The sequence below is a fragment of the Streptomyces viridochromogenes DSM 40736 genome, from assembly GCF_000158955.1.
Taxonomy (GTDB): Bacteria; Actinomycetota; Actinomycetes; order Streptomycetales; family Streptomycetaceae; genus Streptomyces; species Streptomyces venetus.
In genome coordinates this window covers 1938498-1957286 of record NZ_GG657757.1, presented here as the reverse complement: position 1 = coordinate 1957286, position 18789 = coordinate 1938498, and the positions used below count along the sequence as shown (strand labels likewise).

The 18789-nt window shown below is 71.6% G+C and carries 17 protein-coding genes; 5 read left to right on the top strand and 12 right to left on the bottom strand.

Annotated features, from left to right (window positions below; translation table 11 throughout):
* Nucleotides 1-58: 58 nt before the first annotated feature.
* From SSQG_RS08545 to SSQG_RS08525, 5 genes are read right to left on the bottom strand one after another with little or no spacing between them, the layout of a single operon-like run.
* Nucleotides 59-814 (bottom strand): SDR family oxidoreductase, encoded by a 756-nt coding sequence (locus tag SSQG_RS08545; protein WP_003989331.1) that lies wholly within the window; start codon nt 812-814, stop codon nt 59-61.
* A gap of 5 nt (nt 815-819) precedes the next feature.
* Complete coding sequence (locus tag SSQG_RS08540) at nt 820-2607, bottom strand: glycoside hydrolase family 15 protein (RefSeq protein ID WP_003989330.1); 1788 nt, start codon at nt 2605-2607, stop codon at nt 820-822.
* A 33-nt stretch (nt 2608-2640) separates the two neighbouring features.
* The gene (locus SSQG_RS08535; protein WP_003989329.1) at nt 2641-2973 is read right to left on the bottom strand and encodes a hypothetical protein; all 333 of its coding nucleotides are present in this window, start codon (nt 2971-2973) and stop codon (nt 2641-2643) included.
* A complete protein-coding gene (locus SSQG_RS08530) occupies nt 2970-3542 on the bottom strand; it encodes a sigma-70 family RNA polymerase sigma factor (RefSeq protein ID WP_003989328.1) in 573 nt (190 codons plus the stop codon). Before SSQG_RS08530 ends, SSQG_RS08535 begins: the two co-directional genes overlap by 4 nt.
* On the bottom strand, nt 3539-5086 hold the full coding sequence (locus SSQG_RS08525; RefSeq protein ID WP_003989327.1) for a sodium:solute symporter family protein: 1548 nt from the start codon (nt 5084-5086) through the stop codon (nt 3539-3541). The genes SSQG_RS08530 and SSQG_RS08525 overlap by 4 nt, the downstream gene beginning before the upstream one ends.
* Before the next feature lie 236 nt (nt 5087-5322).
* On the opposite strand from SSQG_RS08525, the gene SSQG_RS08520 reads away from it, so the two are divergent.
* Complete coding sequence (locus tag SSQG_RS08520) at nt 5323-7476, top strand: carbon starvation CstA family protein (RefSeq protein WP_003989326.1); 2154 nt, start codon at nt 5323-5325, stop codon at nt 7474-7476.
* 122 nt (nt 7477-7598) lie between these two features.
* Here the strand turns inward: SSQG_RS08520 and SSQG_RS08515 are convergent, their stop codons facing one another.
* The 3 genes from SSQG_RS08515 to SSQG_RS08505 all read right to left on the bottom strand — a co-directional run bounded on the left by SSQG_RS08515 (nt 7599) and on the right by SSQG_RS08505 (nt 9780).
* Nucleotides 7599-8396, bottom strand: a complete 798-nt coding sequence (locus SSQG_RS08515; protein ID WP_208865627.1) for an SURF1 family protein — start codon at nt 8394-8396, stop codon at nt 7599-7601.
* 49 nt (nt 8397-8445) lie between these two features.
* Nucleotides 8446-8679, bottom strand: coding sequence for a hypothetical protein (locus tag SSQG_RS08510; protein ID WP_003989324.1), 234 nt, complete (start codon nt 8677-8679; stop codon nt 8446-8448).
* A 108-nt stretch (nt 8680-8787) separates the two neighbouring features.
* Complete coding sequence (locus SSQG_RS08505) at nt 8788-9780, bottom strand: DEDDh family exonuclease (RefSeq protein WP_003989323.1); 993 nt, start codon at nt 9778-9780, stop codon at nt 8788-8790.
* 251 nt (nt 9781-10031) lie between these two features.
* Between SSQG_RS08505 and SSQG_RS08500 the strand changes: the two genes are divergently transcribed.
* Complete coding sequence (locus SSQG_RS08500; RefSeq protein WP_003989322.1) at nt 10032-10976, top strand: sterol desaturase family protein; 945 nt, start codon at nt 10032-10034, stop codon at nt 10974-10976.
* Nucleotides 10973-11653 (top strand): lysoplasmalogenase, encoded by a 681-nt coding sequence (locus tag SSQG_RS08495; protein WP_003989321.1) that lies wholly within the window; start codon nt 10973-10975, stop codon nt 11651-11653. The genes SSQG_RS08500 and SSQG_RS08495 overlap by 4 nt, the downstream gene beginning before the upstream one ends.
* A gap of 3 nt (nt 11654-11656) precedes the next feature.
* On the opposite strand, the gene SSQG_RS08490 is transcribed toward SSQG_RS08495, so the two are convergent.
* From SSQG_RS08490 to SSQG_RS08475, 4 genes are all read right to left on the bottom strand, one after another.
* A complete protein-coding gene (locus tag SSQG_RS08490; protein ID WP_003989320.1) occupies nt 11657-12697 on the bottom strand; it encodes a CopD family protein in 1041 nt (346 codons plus the stop codon).
* Nucleotides 12698-12749: 52 nt separating this feature from the next.
* Nucleotides 12750-13280 (bottom strand): hypothetical protein, encoded by a 531-nt coding sequence (locus tag SSQG_RS08485; protein ID WP_003989319.1) that lies wholly within the window; start codon nt 13278-13280, stop codon nt 12750-12752.
* Between the two features lie 84 nt (nt 13281-13364).
* Nucleotides 13365-14885 (bottom strand): S8 family serine peptidase, encoded by a 1521-nt coding sequence (locus SSQG_RS08480; RefSeq protein WP_003989318.1) that lies wholly within the window; start codon nt 14883-14885, stop codon nt 13365-13367.
* A gap of 59 nt (nt 14886-14944) precedes the next feature.
* Nucleotides 14945-16474, bottom strand: coding sequence for a S8 family peptidase (locus SSQG_RS08475; RefSeq protein WP_003989317.1), 1530 nt, complete (start codon nt 16472-16474; stop codon nt 14945-14947).
* Nucleotides 16475-16728: 254 nt separating this feature from the next.
* On the opposite strand from SSQG_RS08475, the gene SSQG_RS08470 reads away from it, so the two are divergent.
* Nucleotides 16729-17085, top strand: coding sequence for a DUF485 domain-containing protein (locus SSQG_RS08470; protein WP_003989316.1), 357 nt, complete (start codon nt 16729-16731; stop codon nt 17083-17085).
* On the top strand, nt 17082-18707 hold the full coding sequence (locus SSQG_RS08465) for a solute symporter family protein (RefSeq protein WP_003989315.1): 1626 nt from the start codon (nt 17082-17084) through the stop codon (nt 18705-18707). The genes SSQG_RS08470 and SSQG_RS08465 overlap by 4 nt, the downstream gene beginning before the upstream one ends.
* Nucleotides 18708-18789: the final 82 nt, after the last annotated feature.

Below are 18789 nucleotides of genomic sequence, written 5' to 3'. Positions count from 1 at the left end.
TTTTGAGGGGTGTCGGGAACTGCGCGACCAGCCCCCACGCACCCGCACCCGGCACCGCTCAGAACCCGTGCCGCGCGCCCCCGTCAACCGGCACCATGACCCCGGTCACATAAGAGGCCGCCGGCGACAGCAGGAACGCGGCCACCCGCCCGAACTCCTCCGGGGCCCCGTAACGCCGCAACGGGATGCGCGACTCCGAGGCCGCCCGCGTCGCCTCGGGATCCGCCGACAGCGCGTCGAGCTCGCGCACGCGATCCGTGTCGATCCGCCCGGGCAGCACACCGACCACCCGGATCCCCCGCGGCCCCAGCTCGTTCGAGAGCGACTTGGCGAAGCCCGCGAGCCCCGGCCGCAGCCCGTTCGAGATGGTCAGCCCGGGAATCGGCTCGTACACCGACCCCGACAGCACGAACCCGATGACACCCCCGGGCCGCAACTCGGCGGCCGCGGCGCGAGCCAGCCGCACCGCACCGAGGAACACCGACTCGAAAGCCGCCAGCCACTGCTCGTCCGTGTTGTCCGCGACGAACCCGGCCGGCGGCCCGCCCACGCTGACGAGGACACCGTCGACACGGTGGAAGTGCTCCCGCGCGGCGCCGATCAGCCGGGCCGCCGCCTCGGGGTCGGCGTTGTCGACGGCCACGCCCACCGCGTTCGGGCCCAGCTCGGCCGCCGCCTCGGCGACACTCTTCTCGTCCCGCCCGGAGATCACCACCTTCGCCCCGTCCGCGACGAGCTCGCGCGCGGAGGCGTTGCCGAGGCCGCGGGTGGCCCCGGTGACGACGTACACCCGGTCATTGAGTCCAAGATCCATGGTTCCTATCCTGCCCCGTCCTGCCCGAACAGGGCGAGGGCGGTGTTCACGAGGCCGATGTGGCTGAACGCCTGCGGGAAGTTGCCGAGCTGCCGGCCGGACACCGGGTCGTACTCCTCGGAGAGCAGACCGACGTCGTTGGCGAGCCCCACCAGCCGTTCGAACAGGTCGCGGGCCTCCTTCGTACGGCCCGTCAGGTGCAGGGCGTCCGCGAGCCAGAACGAGCACACCAGGAAGGTGCCCTCGGAGCCGGGGAGCCCGTCGACGCCCCCGCTGCCGTCGGTGCTGTAGCGGCGCAGGAAGCCGCCGTGGTCCAGCTCCTCGCGGACCGCGTCGATGGTGCCGACCACCCGCGGGTCGTCGGGCGGCAGGAAACCCAGGCGCGGGATGAGCAGCAGCGCCGCGTCCAGTTCGCGGGAGCCGTAGGACTGCGTGAAGGTGTTGCGCTCGGAGTCGAAGCCCTTCTCGCACACCTCGCGGTGCACCTCGTCGCGCAGCGCGCGCCAGCCGTCCAGGTCGCCGTCCAGCTCCGGATGGGACTCCAGGGTGCGCACCGCACGGTCGGCGGCCACCCACACCATCACCTTCGAGTGCACGAACTGGCGCCGACCGCCGCGCACCTCCCACAGCCCCTCGTCGGGCTGGTCCCAGTGGGTCCGCAGAAAGTCCATCAGGGCCGTCTGCAACGCCCACACGTCGGGCTGGGCGGACAGGCCCGAGACGCGGGCCAGCGACAGGGAGTCCATGACCTCGCCGTACACATCCAGCTGGAGCTGGTCCACGGCGTCGTTCCCGACGCGTACGGGGACGGACCCGTCGAAGCCGGACAGCCACGGCAGCTCGTACTCGGGCAGCCGCCGCTCGCCCGCCACGCCGTACATGATCTGGAGGTCCGCCGGGTCGCCCGCGACCGCCCGGAGCAGCCAGTTCCGCCAGGCCTCGGCCTCCTCCTGGTAGCCCGCCGCCAGCAGCGCGCCCAGGGTGAGGGTGGAGTCGCGCAGCCAGCAGTAGCGGTAGTCCCAGTTGCGCACCCCGCCCGGCTCCTCGGGCAGTGAGGTGGTGGGGGCGGCGACGATGCCGCCGGTCGGGGCGTAGGTGAGCGCCTTGAGGGTGAGCAGGGAGCGGACGACGGCGTCCCGGTGCGGTCCGTCGTAGCGGCACCGGGCCACCCAGGACTGCCAGTCCTCGACACTGTGGCGCAGCGCCTCGTAGGGGTCGACGAGCGGCGGGCGCGGCTCGTGGGAGGGATGCCAGGTCAGGACGAACGCGACCTTCTCCCCCCTCCTGACCGTGAACTCGGCGTGCGTGCCGAAGTCCTCGCCCCAGCTGCGCACCTCCGGTTCGCTGCGCAGCCACGCCGAGTCGGGGCCGGCGACGGCGACACGGTGGCCGTCGGCCCGGCGCACCCACGGGATGATCAAGCCGTAGTCGAAGCGCAGTTTGAGGGTGCTGTGCAGCGTCACCTCGCCGTCGAGGCCCTCGACGACCCGCACGACGTCGGGGGCGATGTCGCGCTGCGGCATCAGGTCGGTGACCCGGACCGTCCCCCGCTCGGTCTCCCACTCGGTGTCCAGGACGAGGGTGTCCCGGCGGTAGGCGCGCCGGGTGCACCGGTCCGCGCCCACGGGGGCGATACGCCAGTACCCGTTGCCCTCGTCGCCGAGCAGTCTGGCGAAGCAGGCCGCCGAGTCGAAGCGGGGCAGACACAGCCAGTCGATGGATCCGTCCGTGCCGACCAGGGCCGCGGTCTGTTCGTCGCCGATGATCGCGTAGTCCTCGATGCGGGGGTGCACGGAGTGCGGGTTCCCGGCAAGTCGGCGTGGCAATCAGGGCAGCGGCCGGGGGAGTGACGTGCCGACCGCGGTCGGCGCGCCGGTGCCGGAGAAGATCACCCCCGGGTCCGACGGGGCCTGGTTGAGCACCCACAGACCGATCAGGGTGGCCAGCGTGAAGACGACGGTGATCAGTACGGCGAGCACGAGCCGCCGCCGGCGTTCCCGCCGCAGCCACTCGCCGCGCGCCGTGCGGTACGCGTCGGGGTCGGGGAGCACCCCGCCGGCGAGTGCCCGCAGCGCCTCGCGCAGCTCCTGCTCGGTGTCGCCGTGGCCGGTGCGGTCCGGACCGGTGTCACGCGACCCGGTCGCGTCTCGATGTGTCATCGCCGGGCCTCCATCGCCTGGGTCAGGGCGGCGATGCCGCGTGCCGTGTGCGTCTTGACCGAGCCGCCGGAGATGCCCATCGCGGCGGCTATCTCGCCCTCCTTGAGGCCGAGCCAGTGCCGCAGCACCAGGGCCTCGCGCTGCCGGGGCGGCAGTTGCTGGAGCGCGTCGATCAGCACACGCTGGTCGTCCCGCAGCAGTGCGGCGTGCTCGGCGGAGACGACCGTCTCGTCCGGCGTCTTCTCCTCGTGCCGGCGGGCCACCTGAAGGTGCCGTATCCGCATCCGTGTCAGATTGCAGACGGTGGAGCGAAGATAGGCCTCCGCCGCGGCCACGTCCCGCAGCCGCCGCCACTTGCGGTAGATCTGGTAGTAGGCCTCGGCCACCACGTTCTCCGGGTCGTCGGCGCCGAGCAGCACGGCGAGCCGCAGCATCGAGGAGTAGTGCAGCTCGAAGAGGTGGGCGACACCGGCCTCGCGCTCCTGGTCGGCCGGGTCGCCGGCCGGGGGAACGAGCGGCTCGGCCGGTGCCGGTGCCGGTGGCAGCGTCGGGTTCTGTCTGTGTCTCACGGGTTGTTCGCTCCCGTCTCCGGGCGTCGCCGGACGGTCAGGCGGGACGGCAGGTCGGTCGTGTCGGTGCCGCGCGGCACGCCGAGTCGGGTCAGCGCCGCGGTGCCGGCCAGCGCGACGGTCAGATTGAGCAGCAGGGCGGCGAGCCCGGCATAGATCTCCAGCGGCCCGGCGCCGGTGCCGAGCGGCACGATCGGGGAGAAGCCCTCCCGCACCACCAGGTACGTCCCCGACGCCATGCCCACGGCCCATCCGGCGAGCAGGGCCCGCGGGTGCAGCCGCCCGGTGAACAGCCCGACGGCGACGGCCGGGAAGATCTGCAGGATCCACACGCCGCCGAGCAGCTGGAGGTTGACGGCGTCCTGGTCGCGGAGCCCGAACACGAACGCCACCGCCCCCGCCTTCGCGGTCAGCGACACCGCCTTGGCGATGCGCACCTGCCGCTTGGGTGTGGCCGTCGGATGCACGTACTCGACGTACACGTTGCGGACGAAGCTCGTGGCCGCCGCGATCGACATCACCGCGGCCGGGACGAGCGCTCCCACGGTGATCGCGGCGAACACCAGCCCGGCCAGCGGCGCCGGCATCAGCCGGTCGACCAGCATCGGCACGGCCGCCTCGGCGCCACCGCGCGGCGCGCGCACCCCGGCCGCGAGGGCGGCGATGCCGAGGAACCCGAACAGCGCGAGCAGCCCGGTCCAGGCGGGCAGCGCCACCGAGACCTTGCGCAGGGTCCGCGGCCCGTCGGCGGCGAACCCGGCGGTGAGCACGTGCGGGTACATCAGCAGGGCGAGGGCGGAGCCGAGGGCGAGCGTGGCGTAGGCGGGCTGCTGCTCGGGGGAGAGGAGCAGCGCCGGTCCGCCCAGCCGCCGGGCGGCACCGTCGAAGACCGGACCCGGGCCGCCGAACCGCTCCAGGACCAGCCAGGTCACCGCGGTCAGCGAGACGAACACGGCCACCGCCTTCAGCGCCGAGATGACCGCGGGCGCCCGCAGCCCCTGCCGGTAGGTGGCCACCGCGAGCCCCGCGAACAGCGCCACCATCACCAGGTCCCCGGCGGCACCCCGCGGATAGACGCCCCCCGCGGTCAGCACCGCCCGGATCCCCAGCAGTTGCAGCGCGAGGTACGGCATCGTGGCGAGGATCCCGGTCAGCGCGACCACCAGGGCCAGCGACGGCGACCCGTAGCGGCCGCGTACGAAGTCCGCGGCGGTGATGTAGCCGTGCCGCCGGGCCACGCTCCACAGCCTGCTCAGCAGGACGAAGGCGAGCGGGCAGACGATCACCGTGTACGGCACCGCGAAGAAGGCCCGCGCGCCGTTGCCGTAGGCCAGTCCGGGCACGGCGGTGAAGGTGTACGCGGTGAAGACCGTGCCACCGAGCAGCAACCACGTCCAGCCGGGGCCGAGGGCGCGGTCGGCCAGCGCCCAGCCCTCCAGCGAGGGCAGCCGGTCCACCGGGCGGAGCCGCCGCGCGGTGACCGCGAGCAGCGACGCCCCGCCGATCACGGCGAGGAACGTCGCGGTCATGGCGCCGTCAGCCATAGGTCACCGTCCTTGGTGTGCCTGTGCCCTCGCGCGAGAGTTGCGCGGGCGGCCCGTCCGGAGGACAGGGAATCGGCGGGAAATCTTCCGTGAACGCCGTGTCATCCACTCCCGGCGGGAGCGCAACTCTTGCACAGACCGACAGCGAGCGGGAGAGGTGCGCGGATCAGGGAAGCGCACCGGAACCGACCCCGCGCACGTCCTGTCGCACACCACCGTCACGGTGAGGAGCCGCCATGCCCGTATCAGCCCTGCCCGAATCCGGCCGGTCAGCGCCCGAAAAGCGTCGAATGCCCCTTAGGTCCGTCCTGCTTTGGGGTGCCGTCGCCCTGCTCGGCGCGGTCGCCTGGGGGGTGCTCGCCCTGGCCCGCGGCGAGCGGATCTCCGCGGTCTGGCTGGTCGTCGCCGCACTCGGGTCGTACGTCATCGCCTACCGCTTCTACGCCCGGTTCATCGCCCGCCGGGTCCTGCGACCGGACGACCGCCGGGCCACCCCCGCCGAGCGTCTGGAGGACGGTGTCGACTTCCAGCCCACCGACCGCCGGGTGCTGCTCGGCCACCACTTCGCCGCCATCGCCGGCGCCGGGCCGCTGGTGGGCCCGGTGCTCGCGGCGCAGATGGGCTACCTGCCCGGGACCCTCTGGATCGTGGCGGGGGTGATCTTCGCGGGGGCGGTGCAGGACATGGTCGTGCTGTTCCTGTCGATGCGGCGGGACGGCACGTCGCTCGGGCAGATGGCCCGTGACGAGATCGGCCGGGCGGGCGGGGCCGCCGCCCTGATCGCCGTGTTCGCCATCATGATCATCCTGCTGGGTGTACTGGCGCTGGTCGTGGTCAACGCCCTGGCCCACAGTCCCTGGGGCACCTTCTCCGTCGCGATGACCGTCCCCATCGCCCTGTTCATGGGCTTCTGGCTGCACGTCATCCGCCCGGGCCGGGTCGTCGAGACCAGCCTGATCGGGGTGGTCCTGCTGCTGCTCGCCATCGTCGGCGGCAGCTGGGTCCAGGAGTCCTCGCTGGCCCCGGCCTTCACCCTCAGCCCGACCACCCTCGTCTTCTGCCTGGCCGGCTACGGCTTCGTCGCCTCCGTCCTGCCGGTGTGGATGCTGCTCGCGCCGCGGGACTACCTCTCCACCTTCATGAAGATCGGCACCATCGCCCTGCTCGCGGTGGGCGTGGTCGTCGCCGCGCCCGTCCTGCGCGCGGACGCGGTGAGCGACTTCGCCTCCTCGGGGGCCGGGCCCGTCTTCGCCGGGGCGCTGTTCCCGTTCCTCTTCATCACCATCGCCTGCGGCGCGCTCTCCGGCTTCCACGCGCTGGTCTCCTCGGGGACCACCCCCAAGCTGATCCAGAAGGAGTCCCAGGTCCGGCTGATCGGCTACGGCGCCATGCTGATGGAGTCGTTCGTCGCGATCATGGCGCTGATCGCCGCCGCGACCCTGGAGCCGGGCCTGTACTACGCCATGAACGCCCCGGCGGCCCTGCTCGGCACGACGGCCGAGTCGGCCTCCCACGCCGTCGCCGGCCTCGGCTTCACCATCAGCCCCGACCAGCTCACCCAGGCGGCCAAGGCCGTGGAGGAACAGAGCCTGATCGCGCGCTCCGGCGGAGCGCCGACCCTGGCCGTCGGCATGTCGGAGATCTTCTCCGGGGTCTTCGGCGGCACCGCGATGAAGGCCTTCTGGTACCACTTCGCGATCATGTTCGAGGCACTGTTCATCCTGACGACCGTGGACGCGGGCACCCGGGTCGGCCGGTTCATGCTGCAGGACATGCTCGGCAACGTCTTCAAGCCGGTCGGCCGGGTCAACTGGAAGCCCGGCATCTGGCTGTGCAGCGCGCTCGTCGTGGCGGCCTGGGGCTACTTCCTCTACACCGGCGCCACCGACCCGCTCGGCGGGATCAACCAGCTCTTCCCTCTCTTCGGCATCGCCAACCAGCTCCTCGCGGCGATCGCCCTGGCCGTCTGCACCACCGTCCTGATCAAGTCCGGGCGGCTGCGCTGGGCGTGGGTCACCGGCGTCCCGCTCGCCTGGGTGGTCGCGATCACCTTCACCGCGGGCTGGCAGAAGATCTTCTCCGCCGATCCGAAGGTCGGCTTCTTCGCCCAGCGCGCGCGGTACGCGGACGCCATCGACGCCGGGCAGGTCCTGCCGCCGGCCAAGGACCTCGGCGACATGCACACCGTGGTCACCAACTCCACCGTCGACGGTGTGCTGATCGCCCTGTTCCTGCTCCTGGTGGCCGTCGTGCTCGGCAACGCGGCGGTGGTCTGCGTACGGGCCGTCAGGGCCCCGGGGCCACTGCCGCTCGCGGAGGCGCCGTACGTGGAGTCCCGCATCGACGTGCCGGGCGAACCCGCCGAGCCGATGGCGGGGGCCCGTTCGTGAGGGCGGTGCGCTGGGCGCGGGCGGTGCGCTGGTACGTGCGGGAACTCACGGAGGTGCTGAACCGGTCGCATCGGGAGGACTGCCGGCAGGGGCGCTGCTGCTGAAGCCGCGGCGGCGGTCCGTCACACCGCGGCCGGCTCCGCCTTCTCGGAGTCGGCCGCCTCGGTCGCCTTCCGCGCCCGCTCCCGGGCCTCGCGGCGGGCCAGGACCACCCAGCCCACGGGGACGGCGGCGGAGAACAGCCACCACTGGATCGCGTACGCGTAGTTCAGCGCCGCGTCCTCTTTGCCGGGGTTGCCCAGCAGCTCGGGGGTGTCGCCCTTCGGCTCGGGCGCCGTCTGCGCGATGTAGCCGCCGAGCACCCGGGCGTCCAGGCGCCGGGCCTCCTGCTCGCTGTTGATCAGCATGACCTGCCGGTCCGGCAGACCCTCGAGGTTCTTGATGCCGCTCGCCTCGGTCGTCTCGTCGGGCATCAGCCGGCCCTTGACCGTCACCTCGCCGCCGGGCGGTGCGGGGACCTTCGGGAACGCGGTCTGGCTCGGGCCGTCCGACGGGATCCAGCCCCGGTTGACCAGGAGGACCTTGCCGTCGTCGAGGACGAACGGGGTCAGGACGTGATAGCCGACCTCGTCGTCGGAGTTGGTGCGGCGGCGGACGACGACCTCGTCCTCGGTGTCGAAGTGCCCCTTGGCGGTCACGGTCCGGTACCGCTCGGCGCTGGTGACCGTGTGCCCCGGCGTGGTCAGCTTCTCGACGGGCACCGGCTCGGCCGCCAGCGCGTCCGTGACCAGCTGGTTCCGGGCGGTGCGCTCCTCGTAGCGATGCATCTGCCAGATGCCCAGCCTGATCATCGTGGGGATGAGAAGCAGGGCGATCAGCGTCAGGATCACCCACTGCCGGGACATCAGGAAGCGGTACACCCCACGACCGTACAACCGGGTCGCGGGGTGCATTCAGGCGGGTACGGGTTTATACCTTGTCGACAATTCCCACCTTTCCCTCCGCGCGGGCGCAGTGGGCACCGCAGTACCAGTGGCCGTCGACGTCGACGCCCTGGCCGATGATCTGTACCCGGCAGTGCTCGCAGATCGGGGCCATGCGGTGGATCGCGCAGGCGAAGCAGTCGAAGACGTGCACCGCCCCCTGCGCGTGCACCTCGAAGGTCATTCCGTACTGATTGCCACATACCTCACAGGTCGCCATGGGCCACAGGGTGAGCCGTCGCCGTGGCCCGGGCGAGCGGTCACCGGGCGAGTCGCCCGCCAATCACCCGTCCGTACGGTCGCCCCGGCGTCGCCTCGCCCGGTCCGGTCACCCCTCCGAGGCCGGCTCCACATCCGCGAGGAGCTGCCCGAACGCCGCCTCGTCCACGACCGGCGTGCCGAACTGCCGGGCCTTGACCACCTTGGACGTGCCCGAGTCCGGGTCGTTCGTGACGAGCAGGCTGGTCAGCCGGGACAGGCTGGTGGCGACGTGCAGCCCGGCGTCGGTGGCCCGGTCCTCCAGCAGTTCCCGCTCGGTCGAGGTGTCACCCGAGAAGGCGACCCGCATGCCCTGCTTGAGCCGCCCGCCCGGCTCGTACCGCCCCGGGTTGGGGTAGGGGCACGCGGGCCGCTTCCGGGAGGGGCGCCAACTCGTCGGGCGGTATCCGCCGTAGCCCGCCTGCTGTCCGATCCGGGGCGTGGCGGGGCGGTCGGACCACTCCGTCAGCGGCCGGCACTCGAGCAGCGGCAGGCGTACGCCGCCCGCCGCCGCGGCACGCAGGCTCGGCTGGAACGCCTCCGCCAGGACGCGCGCGTCGTCCAGCGCGTGGTGCGCCCGCCGCTGGACGACGCCGTAGTGCGCGGCGAGGGACTCCAGCTTGTGGTTGGGCAGCGGCAGTCCGAGCTCTTTGGAGAGCGCGATGGTGCACAGCCGCTGCCGCACCGGAACCTCGCGCTGGGCGCGCGCGTACTCCCGGGCGATCATCTGCCAGTCGAAGACGGCGTTGTGCGCGACGAGCACACGCCCCTCCAACCGCGTCGTGAACTCCTCGGCGATGTCCTGGAAGAGGGGCGCGCCCTCAAGTGCCTCGCTCGTCAGTCCGTGGATCCACACGGGGCCGGGGTCCCGCTCCGGGTTGACCATCGTGTACCAGTGGTCCTCGACCTCACCGCGCGCGTCCAGCCGGTAGACGGCCGCGGAGATGATGCGGTCGTCCCGGGCCAGACCCGTGGTCTCCACGTCAACGACCGCATATCCCTTGGGATACGCGGTCGGCCACGATGTGGAAGAGAGCGCTGCGGTCGTCAGGTCTTCGAGCATGGTCCCTGAGGATACGGGCCACGACTGACACCGCCGTCCGCCAGGGGCGCCCGCCCGTCCCTTCCGACGCCCCCTCAGGCATCTTGTCCGGTCTGTCCGTTCGAGAGGCGTACGTCTGATCGGTGCTCAGGTGCTCCGCCGCCGGCCCCGGGCGATTGGCGGAGATCGCCAAGAAGCAAGCGCGTACCGTCGGTAATACTTGTGGGTAACAACGTCTAGTCGGGGCACGACAGCGGTCCTACGGTGCATGCATGCCGAACCTGCCCGATGTCGTGCTGTGGTCGATACCCGCCTTCGTGCTGCTCACCGTGGTCGAGATGGTGAGCTGCCGTCTCCACCCCGACGAGGACGCGGAGGGCTACGAGGCGAAGGACGCCGCGACGAGCGTCGGCATGGGGCTCGGGAGCCTCGTCTTCGACTTCCTCTGGAAGATCCCGATCGTCGCCGTCTACACGGCCGTCTACGAACTCACGCCCCTGCGCGTGCCCGTCCTGTGGTGGACCGTCCCGCTGATGCTGCTCGCGCAGGACTTCTTCTACTACTGGTCCCACCGCGGCCACCACGTCATCCGCATCCTGTGGGCCTGCCACGTCGTCCACCACTCCAGCCGGAAGTTCAACTTCACCACCGCGCTGCGCCAGCCCTGGACGTCCCTGACCGTGTGGCCCTTCTACCTCCCCCTCATCGCCGCCGGCGTGCACCCGGCCGCGCTGGCGTTCTGCTCCTCCGCGAACCTCGTCTACCAGTTCTGGATCCACACCGAGCGGATCGACAAGATGCCCCGCTGGTTCGAGTTCGTCCTCAACACCCCTTCGCACCACCGGGTCCACCACGCCTCCCAGGGTGGCTACCTCGACCGCAACTTCGGCGGCATCCTCATCGTCTGGGACCGGCTGTTCGGATCGTTCGTCGCCGAGACCACACGGCCGGTGTACGGGCTGACCAAGAACATCGACACGTACAACCCGCTCAAGGTGGCCACACACGAGTACGTGTCCATCGCCAAGGACCTGAGGGCGGCCCGCGACTGGCGCGAGCGCGCCGGACGGGTGTTCCGGGGGCCGGGATGGGGCCCGGCCCCGGCCAGGGCAGAGGTCGCGTCACCGGCGGCTTCGCCGGTGGTGGAGAGCACGCCGGTCGGTGGGGGCACGCCGGTCGGTGGCAGCGCGCCGGTCGGTGAGAGCACGTCGGCGTGAACCTCTCCCGCGTGCTCCTCCTCGCCCTCGGCCTGGCCGTCGCCACCGACCTCCTCTCGCTCGCGGCCGGCTTCGAGCCCGGGCACGTCGTCGCCAAGCCGTCGCTGATGCCGCTCCTGGCCGCCTGGGCCGCCCTGCGCCGCGCACCCCGGCCGCTCCTGGCCGCTCTCCTCTTCGGCTGGGGCGGGGACGTCCTGCTGCTGTCCGACGCCGAACCGGCCTTCCTCGCCGGCATGGCCTGCTTCGCGGCGGGACACGTCTGCTACCTCGTCCTGTTCGTGAGGAACGGCAGCCGGTACGCGGTCCCACGCGCGCGTGCGGGCCTGCTCGCCCTCGGCTACGCCACCGCCCTCGTCACGACGGTCGCGCTGCTGAGGCCGGACCTGCCCGCGGACCTGCGCGTGCCCGTCGCCGCGTACAGCCTCCTGCTCACGGCCATGGCGTACGGCGCCGCCATCCGGCTCGGCCTCTTCACCGGACTCGGCGGCGCCCTGTTCCTGCTCTCCGACACGCTCATCGCGACCGGCGTCGCCGAATGGCCGCAGCCACCGAGGCCGGACTTCTGGATCATGCTCACGTACATCGCGGCGCAGATCCTGCTCGTCCTCGGCACGCTCGGCGCGCTCAACGCCCGCCGGGCACCGGCCGCGACGTACGGCGAGATGCGCGCCGCCTGAGACTCACCAGCGGATCGGCGCCGGAAGAGCCGTCAGCAGCCCGGACACCGCGACCACCAGGCCCAGCGCGACGACCTCCGCCCGGGCCGGCGCACAGGCCGTCAGCGGATCGGCGGCCCGGCGCAGCCGCTGACGGGCCCACAGGGCGAGGCCGGCGACGACGGCCGTGAGGAGCGCCTTGGCGAGCAGGGCCCGCCCGTAGGCCGTCGCCGTCAGCTGCTCCAGGATCGTCTCCGGCGGCATCCGGCGCAGTGAACTCCACACGCCGGTCGCGGTGATGGCGGCGAGCAGCACGGCCGCCACGCGCGCGTAGAGGCCCAGCAGGGCGGCGCCGGCCTGTGTGCCGTACCGGCCGTTCCACAGCCGCAGGGTCCGCAGCGCGTGCAGCAGGCCGCCCACCCACAGCGCCGCGCAGGCCAGATGCACCAGCGTCAGCGCCGAACCGGTCAGCGGACCGTGCTCGGTCGTGGGGTGCGCGCGCAGGGCCTCCGCCACGACGACGGCGGCCAGCGGCCAGATCTGCGTGCCGGGCCGGCGCGACACCGCGCACAGCCCCGCCACGAGGAACGCGTTGACCTCGATCAGGGCGAGCTTGCCGTCCCGGGACGCGTAGAGCCCGCCGACGTCGATGTCCGACAGGCCGCCCGGGACGAGATTGCCGGTGGCCACGACCGAGGCGAGCCCGAGAGCGGCGACGAAGCCCGCACCGGCCGCGAAGGGCGACCAACCGCGGGGAACGGGCGGGTGACGCCCGTCAGCGGGCTTCTCCGGAGCACCCGGCACGGAGCGCGCCAGCCGGTTCACGAACAGCTCGCCGATCGGCAGGCACAGCGCGGCGAACAGCACCGTACGCAGCAGGGCTATGCCCCCGGAGCCGGGCGCGGCGGCCTCCCCGGTGCCGTGCAGCGCGGTGGACGGGCCGAACAGCGGGATCAGCGCGGCCAGCGTCACCAGTACCAGGAGGGCGACGGACCGGCCCGCACCGGTGGGCCGTACGGGCCCGTGCGTGCCGGCCGCCCCGGGGGTGGGTCTTGTCGAGGTCACCCCAGGATCTTCACCAGCCTTCACATCGGCGGGCAAGTCCGGGAGGACGAACTCAGTCGGTCTTCGACGCGGCCGACCACTTCAGCCGCACTTCCTTGCCCACGTTCGTCGGCCGCACCTCCCACCCCTGCGCGAGCGCGACCTCGGCGACGTACCGGCCGCCGACGCCGCGGTACTTCCGCAGGGGTATCGCACACTCGACCGGCGGTGGCGGCATGTTCGGCTTGCGCGGCGCCGAGGCCCGCGCGGTCCACCTCCCGACCGCCTTGTCCACCCGCGCCTTGTAGAAGTCGGCGTCACCTTCATGACGCAGCTCCGGCCAGGACACGCACCAGGAGGCCAGCGCCCCCACGCGGTCCAGCACCGCGCCCATCACGTTGAGGTAGCCGCGTTCGAGGGTGCTGCTGAAAGCCGTGATCACCTCGGCGAACATCCCGACGACGATGAACACGGCCGCCACCGCCACCCACAGCACGGCCACCACCGGGAACCACACCACGCTCCCGGCGAACCGCAGGGCCAACTGCCACCGCGGCCGCACCGGTTCGGCTGTCCAGGTCGACCGATCCTCGTACACGTCCATGACGAGGAATCCTGCCGCAGGAACGCAGCGGGCCGGGCGGGTACCCCCGCCCGGCCCGAACCGTCTTCACACTTCACACGAGCTCTACTTGGTCACCGCGTCCAGCGCGTCCGCGATGCCCCGGCCGTAGAAGCCGTTGCGGTTCTTCGAGCCCTCGCACACCGCGTCGACCTTGCCGTCGGCGTCGATGTCGTACGGGTCGGTGCACGGCGTGGCGTCGGCCTGTGCGTACAGCAGGGCCTTGACCCGGGCCGGGGACGCGGACGGGTGCGTCGACTTGATGAGCGCGGCGACGCCCGCGACATGCGGGGACGCCATCGACGTACCGGCCATGTAGCCCCACCGGCCGCCCGGCAGCGTGCCCAGGATCAGCCCGCTCGTGGCCGGCGGCTCCGGCTTCTGGTAGGCCGTCGAGTCGCCGCCCGGCGCGGCTATGTCGACCACGCCCAGCCCGTGGTTGGAGAAGGACGACTTGATGCCCTTCGCGCCCGTCGCCGCGACCGTGACCACACCGGGCAGCTGCGTCGGGATGTCGAGGCACTTCGACGGGTCGACGACGCGGTCGCCCGGCGTGGTGTCGTTCGGGGACGACGGGTCGGTGATCTCGTCGGAGGCGAGGTCGTAGTTCTCGTTGCCGGCCGCCGCGACGTTGACCGCGCCCTTCTTCTCCGCGTACCGCGAGGCCCGCGTGACGGCCTCCACCAGCGCCTTCTGGTCCGGGTCGTCCTTGCAGTTGAAGTACCAGGGGTCGGTGTAATAGCTGTTGTTCGTCACGTCGACGCCGTGCTCGGCCGCCCATATGAAGCCGCACACCACGGCCTCCGTGTAGAAGAAGCCGTCCGGGTTGGACACCTTGATCCCGGAGACCTTCACGCCGGGCGCGACACCGGTCATGCCGACGCCGTTCTTGGCGGCCGCTATCTCTCCCGCCACATGCGTGCCGTGCGGGCTCTCCGAGGCAGCGGGCCGCCAGGCCCCGTCGGCGGTGTCCGGCTTGCCCGAGACACAGTTGACCGACGCCTTGCGGTCGAAGTTGGGCGCTATGTCGGGGTGGGTGTCGTCCACACCGGTGTCGATCACGGCGACCGTGACCTTCTTGCTGCCCAGCGACTTCTCGTGCGCCCTGTCCGCCTTGATGGCGGGCAGGTCCCACTGCAGGGACTCCAGCGGGTCCTGGCCGGCCGCCGCGCCGGCGTTCGCGACCTCGGCCGCGCTCAGCACCTTCGGCGCGCCCAGGTCGGTCGTCGCCGCCGACGGCAGCGGCGCCGTGCGGGTGGCTCCCGCCGACCGCACCCCGCGCACCGTGCGCATGGTCTGGGCGAAGGCGGGGTTGGAGGAGTGGGCGACGATCACGCCGATCTGGTCGTACGACGTCACGATCGTGCCGCCGGCCTTGCCGACGGCCTTCTTCACGGACGCCGAAGTGCCGTGCCCCGGCCCCACGTTGACGACGTAGCTGAGCGGGGTCGCGTCGGCGGAGACCGCAGCGGGAGCCTGGTCGGCGGCCGTGGCCGCGGTGTTCGGCAGGAACGCGAGGGCCGTGGCCATGGCCATCCCGGCCGGGATCGCGACGGCGCGCCGGTAGCGCGCGTGCGGCGCAGTCATGGTGTCTCCAGTTCGTTCGCGGTACGAGCGGACTTTGCGGAAGGACTCAGGAGTACGGCTCACTTGACCGCGCGCAGCGCGTTGACGATGCCGTACCCGTAGAAGCCGTTGACGCGCTTGCCGCCCTTGCACACCGCGTCCTGCGTGCCGTCGCCGTCCTGGTCGTAGGACGAGGGGCAGGCGGTCGGGTCGGCCTGTGCCTTCAGCAGCGCCTGGAGCTGGGCCGCAGACGCCCACGGGTGCTTGGACTTCAGCAGCGCGGCGACCCCGGAGGCGTGCGGCGCGGCCATCGAGGTGCCCTGGAGGAAGCCGTACTCGCCGTTCGGCAGGGTGGACAGGATGCGGCCGTCCTTCGAGGGCGTGTCCGGCGTCTGGTAGCGCCTGTCGCCGCCCGGCGCCGCGACGTCCACGACACCCTCGCCGTACGACGAGTAGTACGACTTGAGGCTGTTCACGCCGGTCGCGCTCACCGTGACGACACCCGGCAGCTGGTTCGGCACGTCGAAGCACTCGTGCGGGTCGATGGTGCGCGGGGCGGGGGTGGAGTCGTCCGGGCTGGAGTCGTCGACGATCGCGTCCGAGTCCAGGTCGTGGTTGGAGTTGCCCGCCGCGGCGACGTTGAGCGTGCCCTTCTTCTGGGCGTAGAGCTGCGCCCTGTTGACGGCGTCGACGATGGCCCGCTGGTCCGGGTCGTCCATGCAGTTGTACAGCCACGGGTCCACGTAGTAGCTGTTGTTCGTGATCTCGACGCCGTGGTCGGCGGCGAACACGAAGGCGCACACGACGCTCTCCGGGTAGAAGAGTCCGTTGGCCCGGTCGGTCACGTTGATGCTGGAGACCTTCACTCCGGGGGCCACACCGGAGACACCTATGCCGTTGCGGGCGGCGGCTATCTCACCGGCGACGTGCGTGCCGTGGTAGTCCTCGGCGGTGTACGGCCGCCAGGCGCCCTCGGTGGTGTCGGGCTTGCCGCCCGCGCAGTTGGCGGACTGGGCCGCGGAGAAGTTCGGGGCGATGTCGGGGTGGGTGTCGTCCACGCCGGTGTCGATCACGGCGACGGTCACCTTGCGGCTGCCCGGGTTGATCTTCGCGGCCTGGTCGGCGCCGATCGCGCGCAGGTCCCACTGGTCCGCTTCGAGGGGCTCGCTCTCCGGCGCCTTCGCCGAGGCCGCCGCCACGCGCTGGGCCTGGGCGGCCGTCAGGTACTGCGCCGCCCCCTCCTGCGTCGTGCCCGCGGCGGTCAGCGGCGTGGTCCGCGTCGCACCCGCCGACTGGACCCCGCGCACCGTGCGTATCTTCTGGGCGAAGCCGGCGTTCGAGGAGTGCACGACGAGCACGCCTATCCGCTCGTACGTGGCCACGACCGAGCCGCCGGCCGCGCCGATCGCCTTCTTCACCGACGCGATCGTGCGACGGTCCACCTTGGTGTTGACGACGTACGCCAGCTCCGGCGCGTCCGCCGCCTGCGCGGTCGGCTCCGCGGCCGGGGCCGCCGACGCGGCGGCGGGCAGGAAGCCGAGCGAGGCCGTCAGCGACAGCACGACAGGCACGGCGAGAGCGAGCCGGCGTCTGGAACGCAGCTGGGACATGGGGTCTCCACATCATCCGGAAACGAAACCGGCCCGAGGCACAGGTGGTGCTCGGGCAGGTACATGACGGGTGGTGCAGGGCGAAGCTATCCCGCGCTCTCGCTGGCCAGCAACGTTTTGTCGAAACGACTTCGGAAAGAAAGCCCGGCCGTTGAACCGGTTCTCGCGTGCCGCCGTGACGTTGAGCAGGGAGCGCGAGGACACTCGCCTCCGTCCCCGTTCAAACCGCTTCCGTCGTCACGAGGAGACTCTCCGTGTCCACCGATGCACCGCCCCCCTCGAAAGAGCAACACAAACTCCCCTCACCCGAGGAGTTCGCCGAGGTGCAGGAGAGCGCGGAGTTCGGTGAACTGCGCCGCTCGTACCGCTCCTTCGCCTTCCCGCTGACCGTCGCCTTCATCGCCTGGTACCTGCTGTACGTCCTGCTGTCGAACTACGCGGGCGGCTTCATGGGAACCAAGCTGTTCGGCAACATCAACGTCGCCCTCCTCCTCGGCGTCGCCCAGTTCGTCACCACGTTCCTCATCGCCTGGTGGTACTCGCGGCACGCCGCCGCGAAGCTCGACCCCAAGGCCGAGGCCATCAAGTCCCGGATGGAGGGCGGCGCATGAGCCCCGCACAGCAGACCCTGCTCGCCGCGAACGAGGCCAGCGAGCACCGCCCGCTGATCATCACCCTGTTCGCGCTGTTCGTCCTGGCCACGCTCGGCATCACCGTCTGGGCCGGCCGCCAGACCAAGGACGCCGCCGACTTCTACGCGGGCGGCCGCCAGTTCAGCGCCTTCCAGAACGGACTCGCGGTCTCCGGCGACTACATGTCGGCCGCCTCGTTCCTCGGCATCGCCGGCGCGATCGCCCTCTTCGGCTACGACGGCTTCCTGTACTCCATCGGCTTCCTGGTCGCCTGGCTGGTCGCCCTGCTCCTGGTCGCCGAGCCGCTGCGCAACTCCGGGCGCTACACCATGGGTGACGTGCTCGCGTACCGCATGCGCCAGCGCCCGGTCCGCACCGCCGCCGGTACGTCCACGATCGTCGTGTCGATCTTCTACCTGCTGGCCCAGATGGCCGGCGCGGGCGTCCTCGTCTCCCTGCTGCTCGGCATCACCTCCGACGCGGGCAAGATCCTCATCGTCGCCCTCGTCGGCCTCCTGATGATCGTCTATGTCTCCATCGGCGGCATGAAGGGCACCACCTGGGTCCAGATGGTCAAGGCCGTGCTGCTCATCGGCGGCACCATCCTGATCACCTTCCTGGTGCTGCTGAAGTTCAACTTCAACATCTCCGACCTGCTCGGCCAGGCCGCCGAGAACAGCGGCAAGGGCGCCGCCTTCCTGGAGCCCGGCCTCCAGTACGGCATGACCGGAACCTCCAAGCTGGACTTCGTCTCCCTCGGCATCGCCCTGGTGCTCGGCACCGCCGGCCTGCCGCACATCCTGATCCGCTTCTACACGGTGCCCGACGCCAAGGCCGCCCGTAAGTCGGTGAACTGGGCGATCGGCATCATCGGCGGCTTCTACCTGATGACCATCGCCCTCGGCTTCGGCGCCGCCGCGCTGATCTCCCAGGACGAGATCATCGCGTCCAACCCGTCCGGCAACACGGCGGCACCCCTGCTCGCCCTGCACCTCGGCGGTGTCGACTCGACCTGGGGCGCGATCCTGCTCGCCACGATCTCGGCGGTAGCCTTCGCGACGATCCTCGCCGTGGTCGCCGGCCTCACCCTCGCCTCGTCGTCCTCCTTCGCGCACGACATCTACGCCAACGTCATCCGCAAGGGCAAGGCGTCGGGCGCCGAGGAGGTCCGCGCGGCCCGCTGGGCGACCGTCTTCATCGGCGTCGTCTCCATCGGCCTCGGCGCCCTCGCCCGCGACCTGAACGTGGCCGGCCTCGTCGCGCTCGCCTTCGCGGTCGCCGCCTCCGCCAACCTGCCGACCATCCTCTACAGCCTGTTCTGGAAGCGGTTCACCACCCAGGGCGCCCTGTGGTCGATCTACGGCGGTCTGATCGTCGCCGTCGGCCTGGTGCTGTTCTCGCCCGTGGTCTCCGGCGACCCCAAGGCGATGTTCCCCGAGGTCGACTTCGCCTGGTTCCCGCTGAAGAACCCGGGCATCATCTCCATCCCCTTCGGCTTCCTCATGGGCTGGCTCGGCACGATCCTGTCGAAGGAGGAGCCGGACGCCAAGAAGTACGCGGAGCTGGAGGTCAGGTCCCTGACCGGCACCGGCGCCCACTGAGCACCAACCCCCGCGCGCGGCCGCGTCGTAGGAACCTCCAGGTCCCTGCGGCGCGGCCGCGTCCCGCGTCGTGGGATCGGGA

What these genes read in the sequence shown, in the direction of transcription:
- SSQG_RS08545 (WP_003989331.1), bottom strand. Translation starts at nt 814, where the DNA reads ATGGATCTTGGACTCAATGACCGGGTGTACGTCGTCACCGGGGCCACC.
- SSQG_RS08475 (WP_003989317.1), bottom strand. Translation starts at nt 16,474, where the DNA reads ATGTCCCAGCTGCGTTCCAGACGCCGGCTCGCTCTCGCCGTGCCTGTC.
- SSQG_RS08525 (WP_003989327.1), bottom strand. Translation starts at nt 5,086, where the DNA reads ATGGCTGACGGCGCCATGACCGCGACGTTCCTCGCCGTGATCGGCGGG.
- SSQG_RS08485 (WP_003989319.1), bottom strand. Translation starts at nt 13,280, where the DNA reads ATGGACGTGTACGAGGATCGGTCGACCTGGACAGCCGAACCGGTGCGG.
- SSQG_RS08500 (WP_003989322.1), top strand. Translation starts at nt 10,032, where the DNA reads ATGCCGAACCTGCCCGATGTCGTGCTGTGGTCGATACCCGCCTTCGTG.
- SSQG_RS08465 (WP_003989315.1), top strand. Translation starts at nt 17,082, where the DNA reads ATGAGCCCCGCACAGCAGACCCTGCTCGCCGCGAACGAGGCCAGCGAG.
- SSQG_RS08510 (WP_003989324.1), bottom strand. Translation starts at nt 8,679, where the DNA reads ATGGCGACCTGTGAGGTATGTGGCAATCAGTACGGAATGACCTTCGAG.
- SSQG_RS08520 (WP_003989326.1), top strand. Translation starts at nt 5,323, where the DNA reads ATGCCCGTATCAGCCCTGCCCGAATCCGGCCGGTCAGCGCCCGAAAAG.
- SSQG_RS08480 (WP_003989318.1), bottom strand. Translation starts at nt 14,885, where the DNA reads ATGACTGCGCCGCACGCGCGCTACCGGCGCGCCGTCGCGATCCCGGCC.
- SSQG_RS08505 (WP_003989323.1), bottom strand. Translation starts at nt 9,780, where the DNA reads ATGCTCGAAGACCTGACGACCGCAGCGCTCTCTTCCACATCGTGGCCG.
- SSQG_RS08535 (WP_003989329.1), bottom strand. Translation starts at nt 2,973, where the DNA reads ATGACACATCGAGACGCGACCGGGTCGCGTGACACCGGTCCGGACCGC.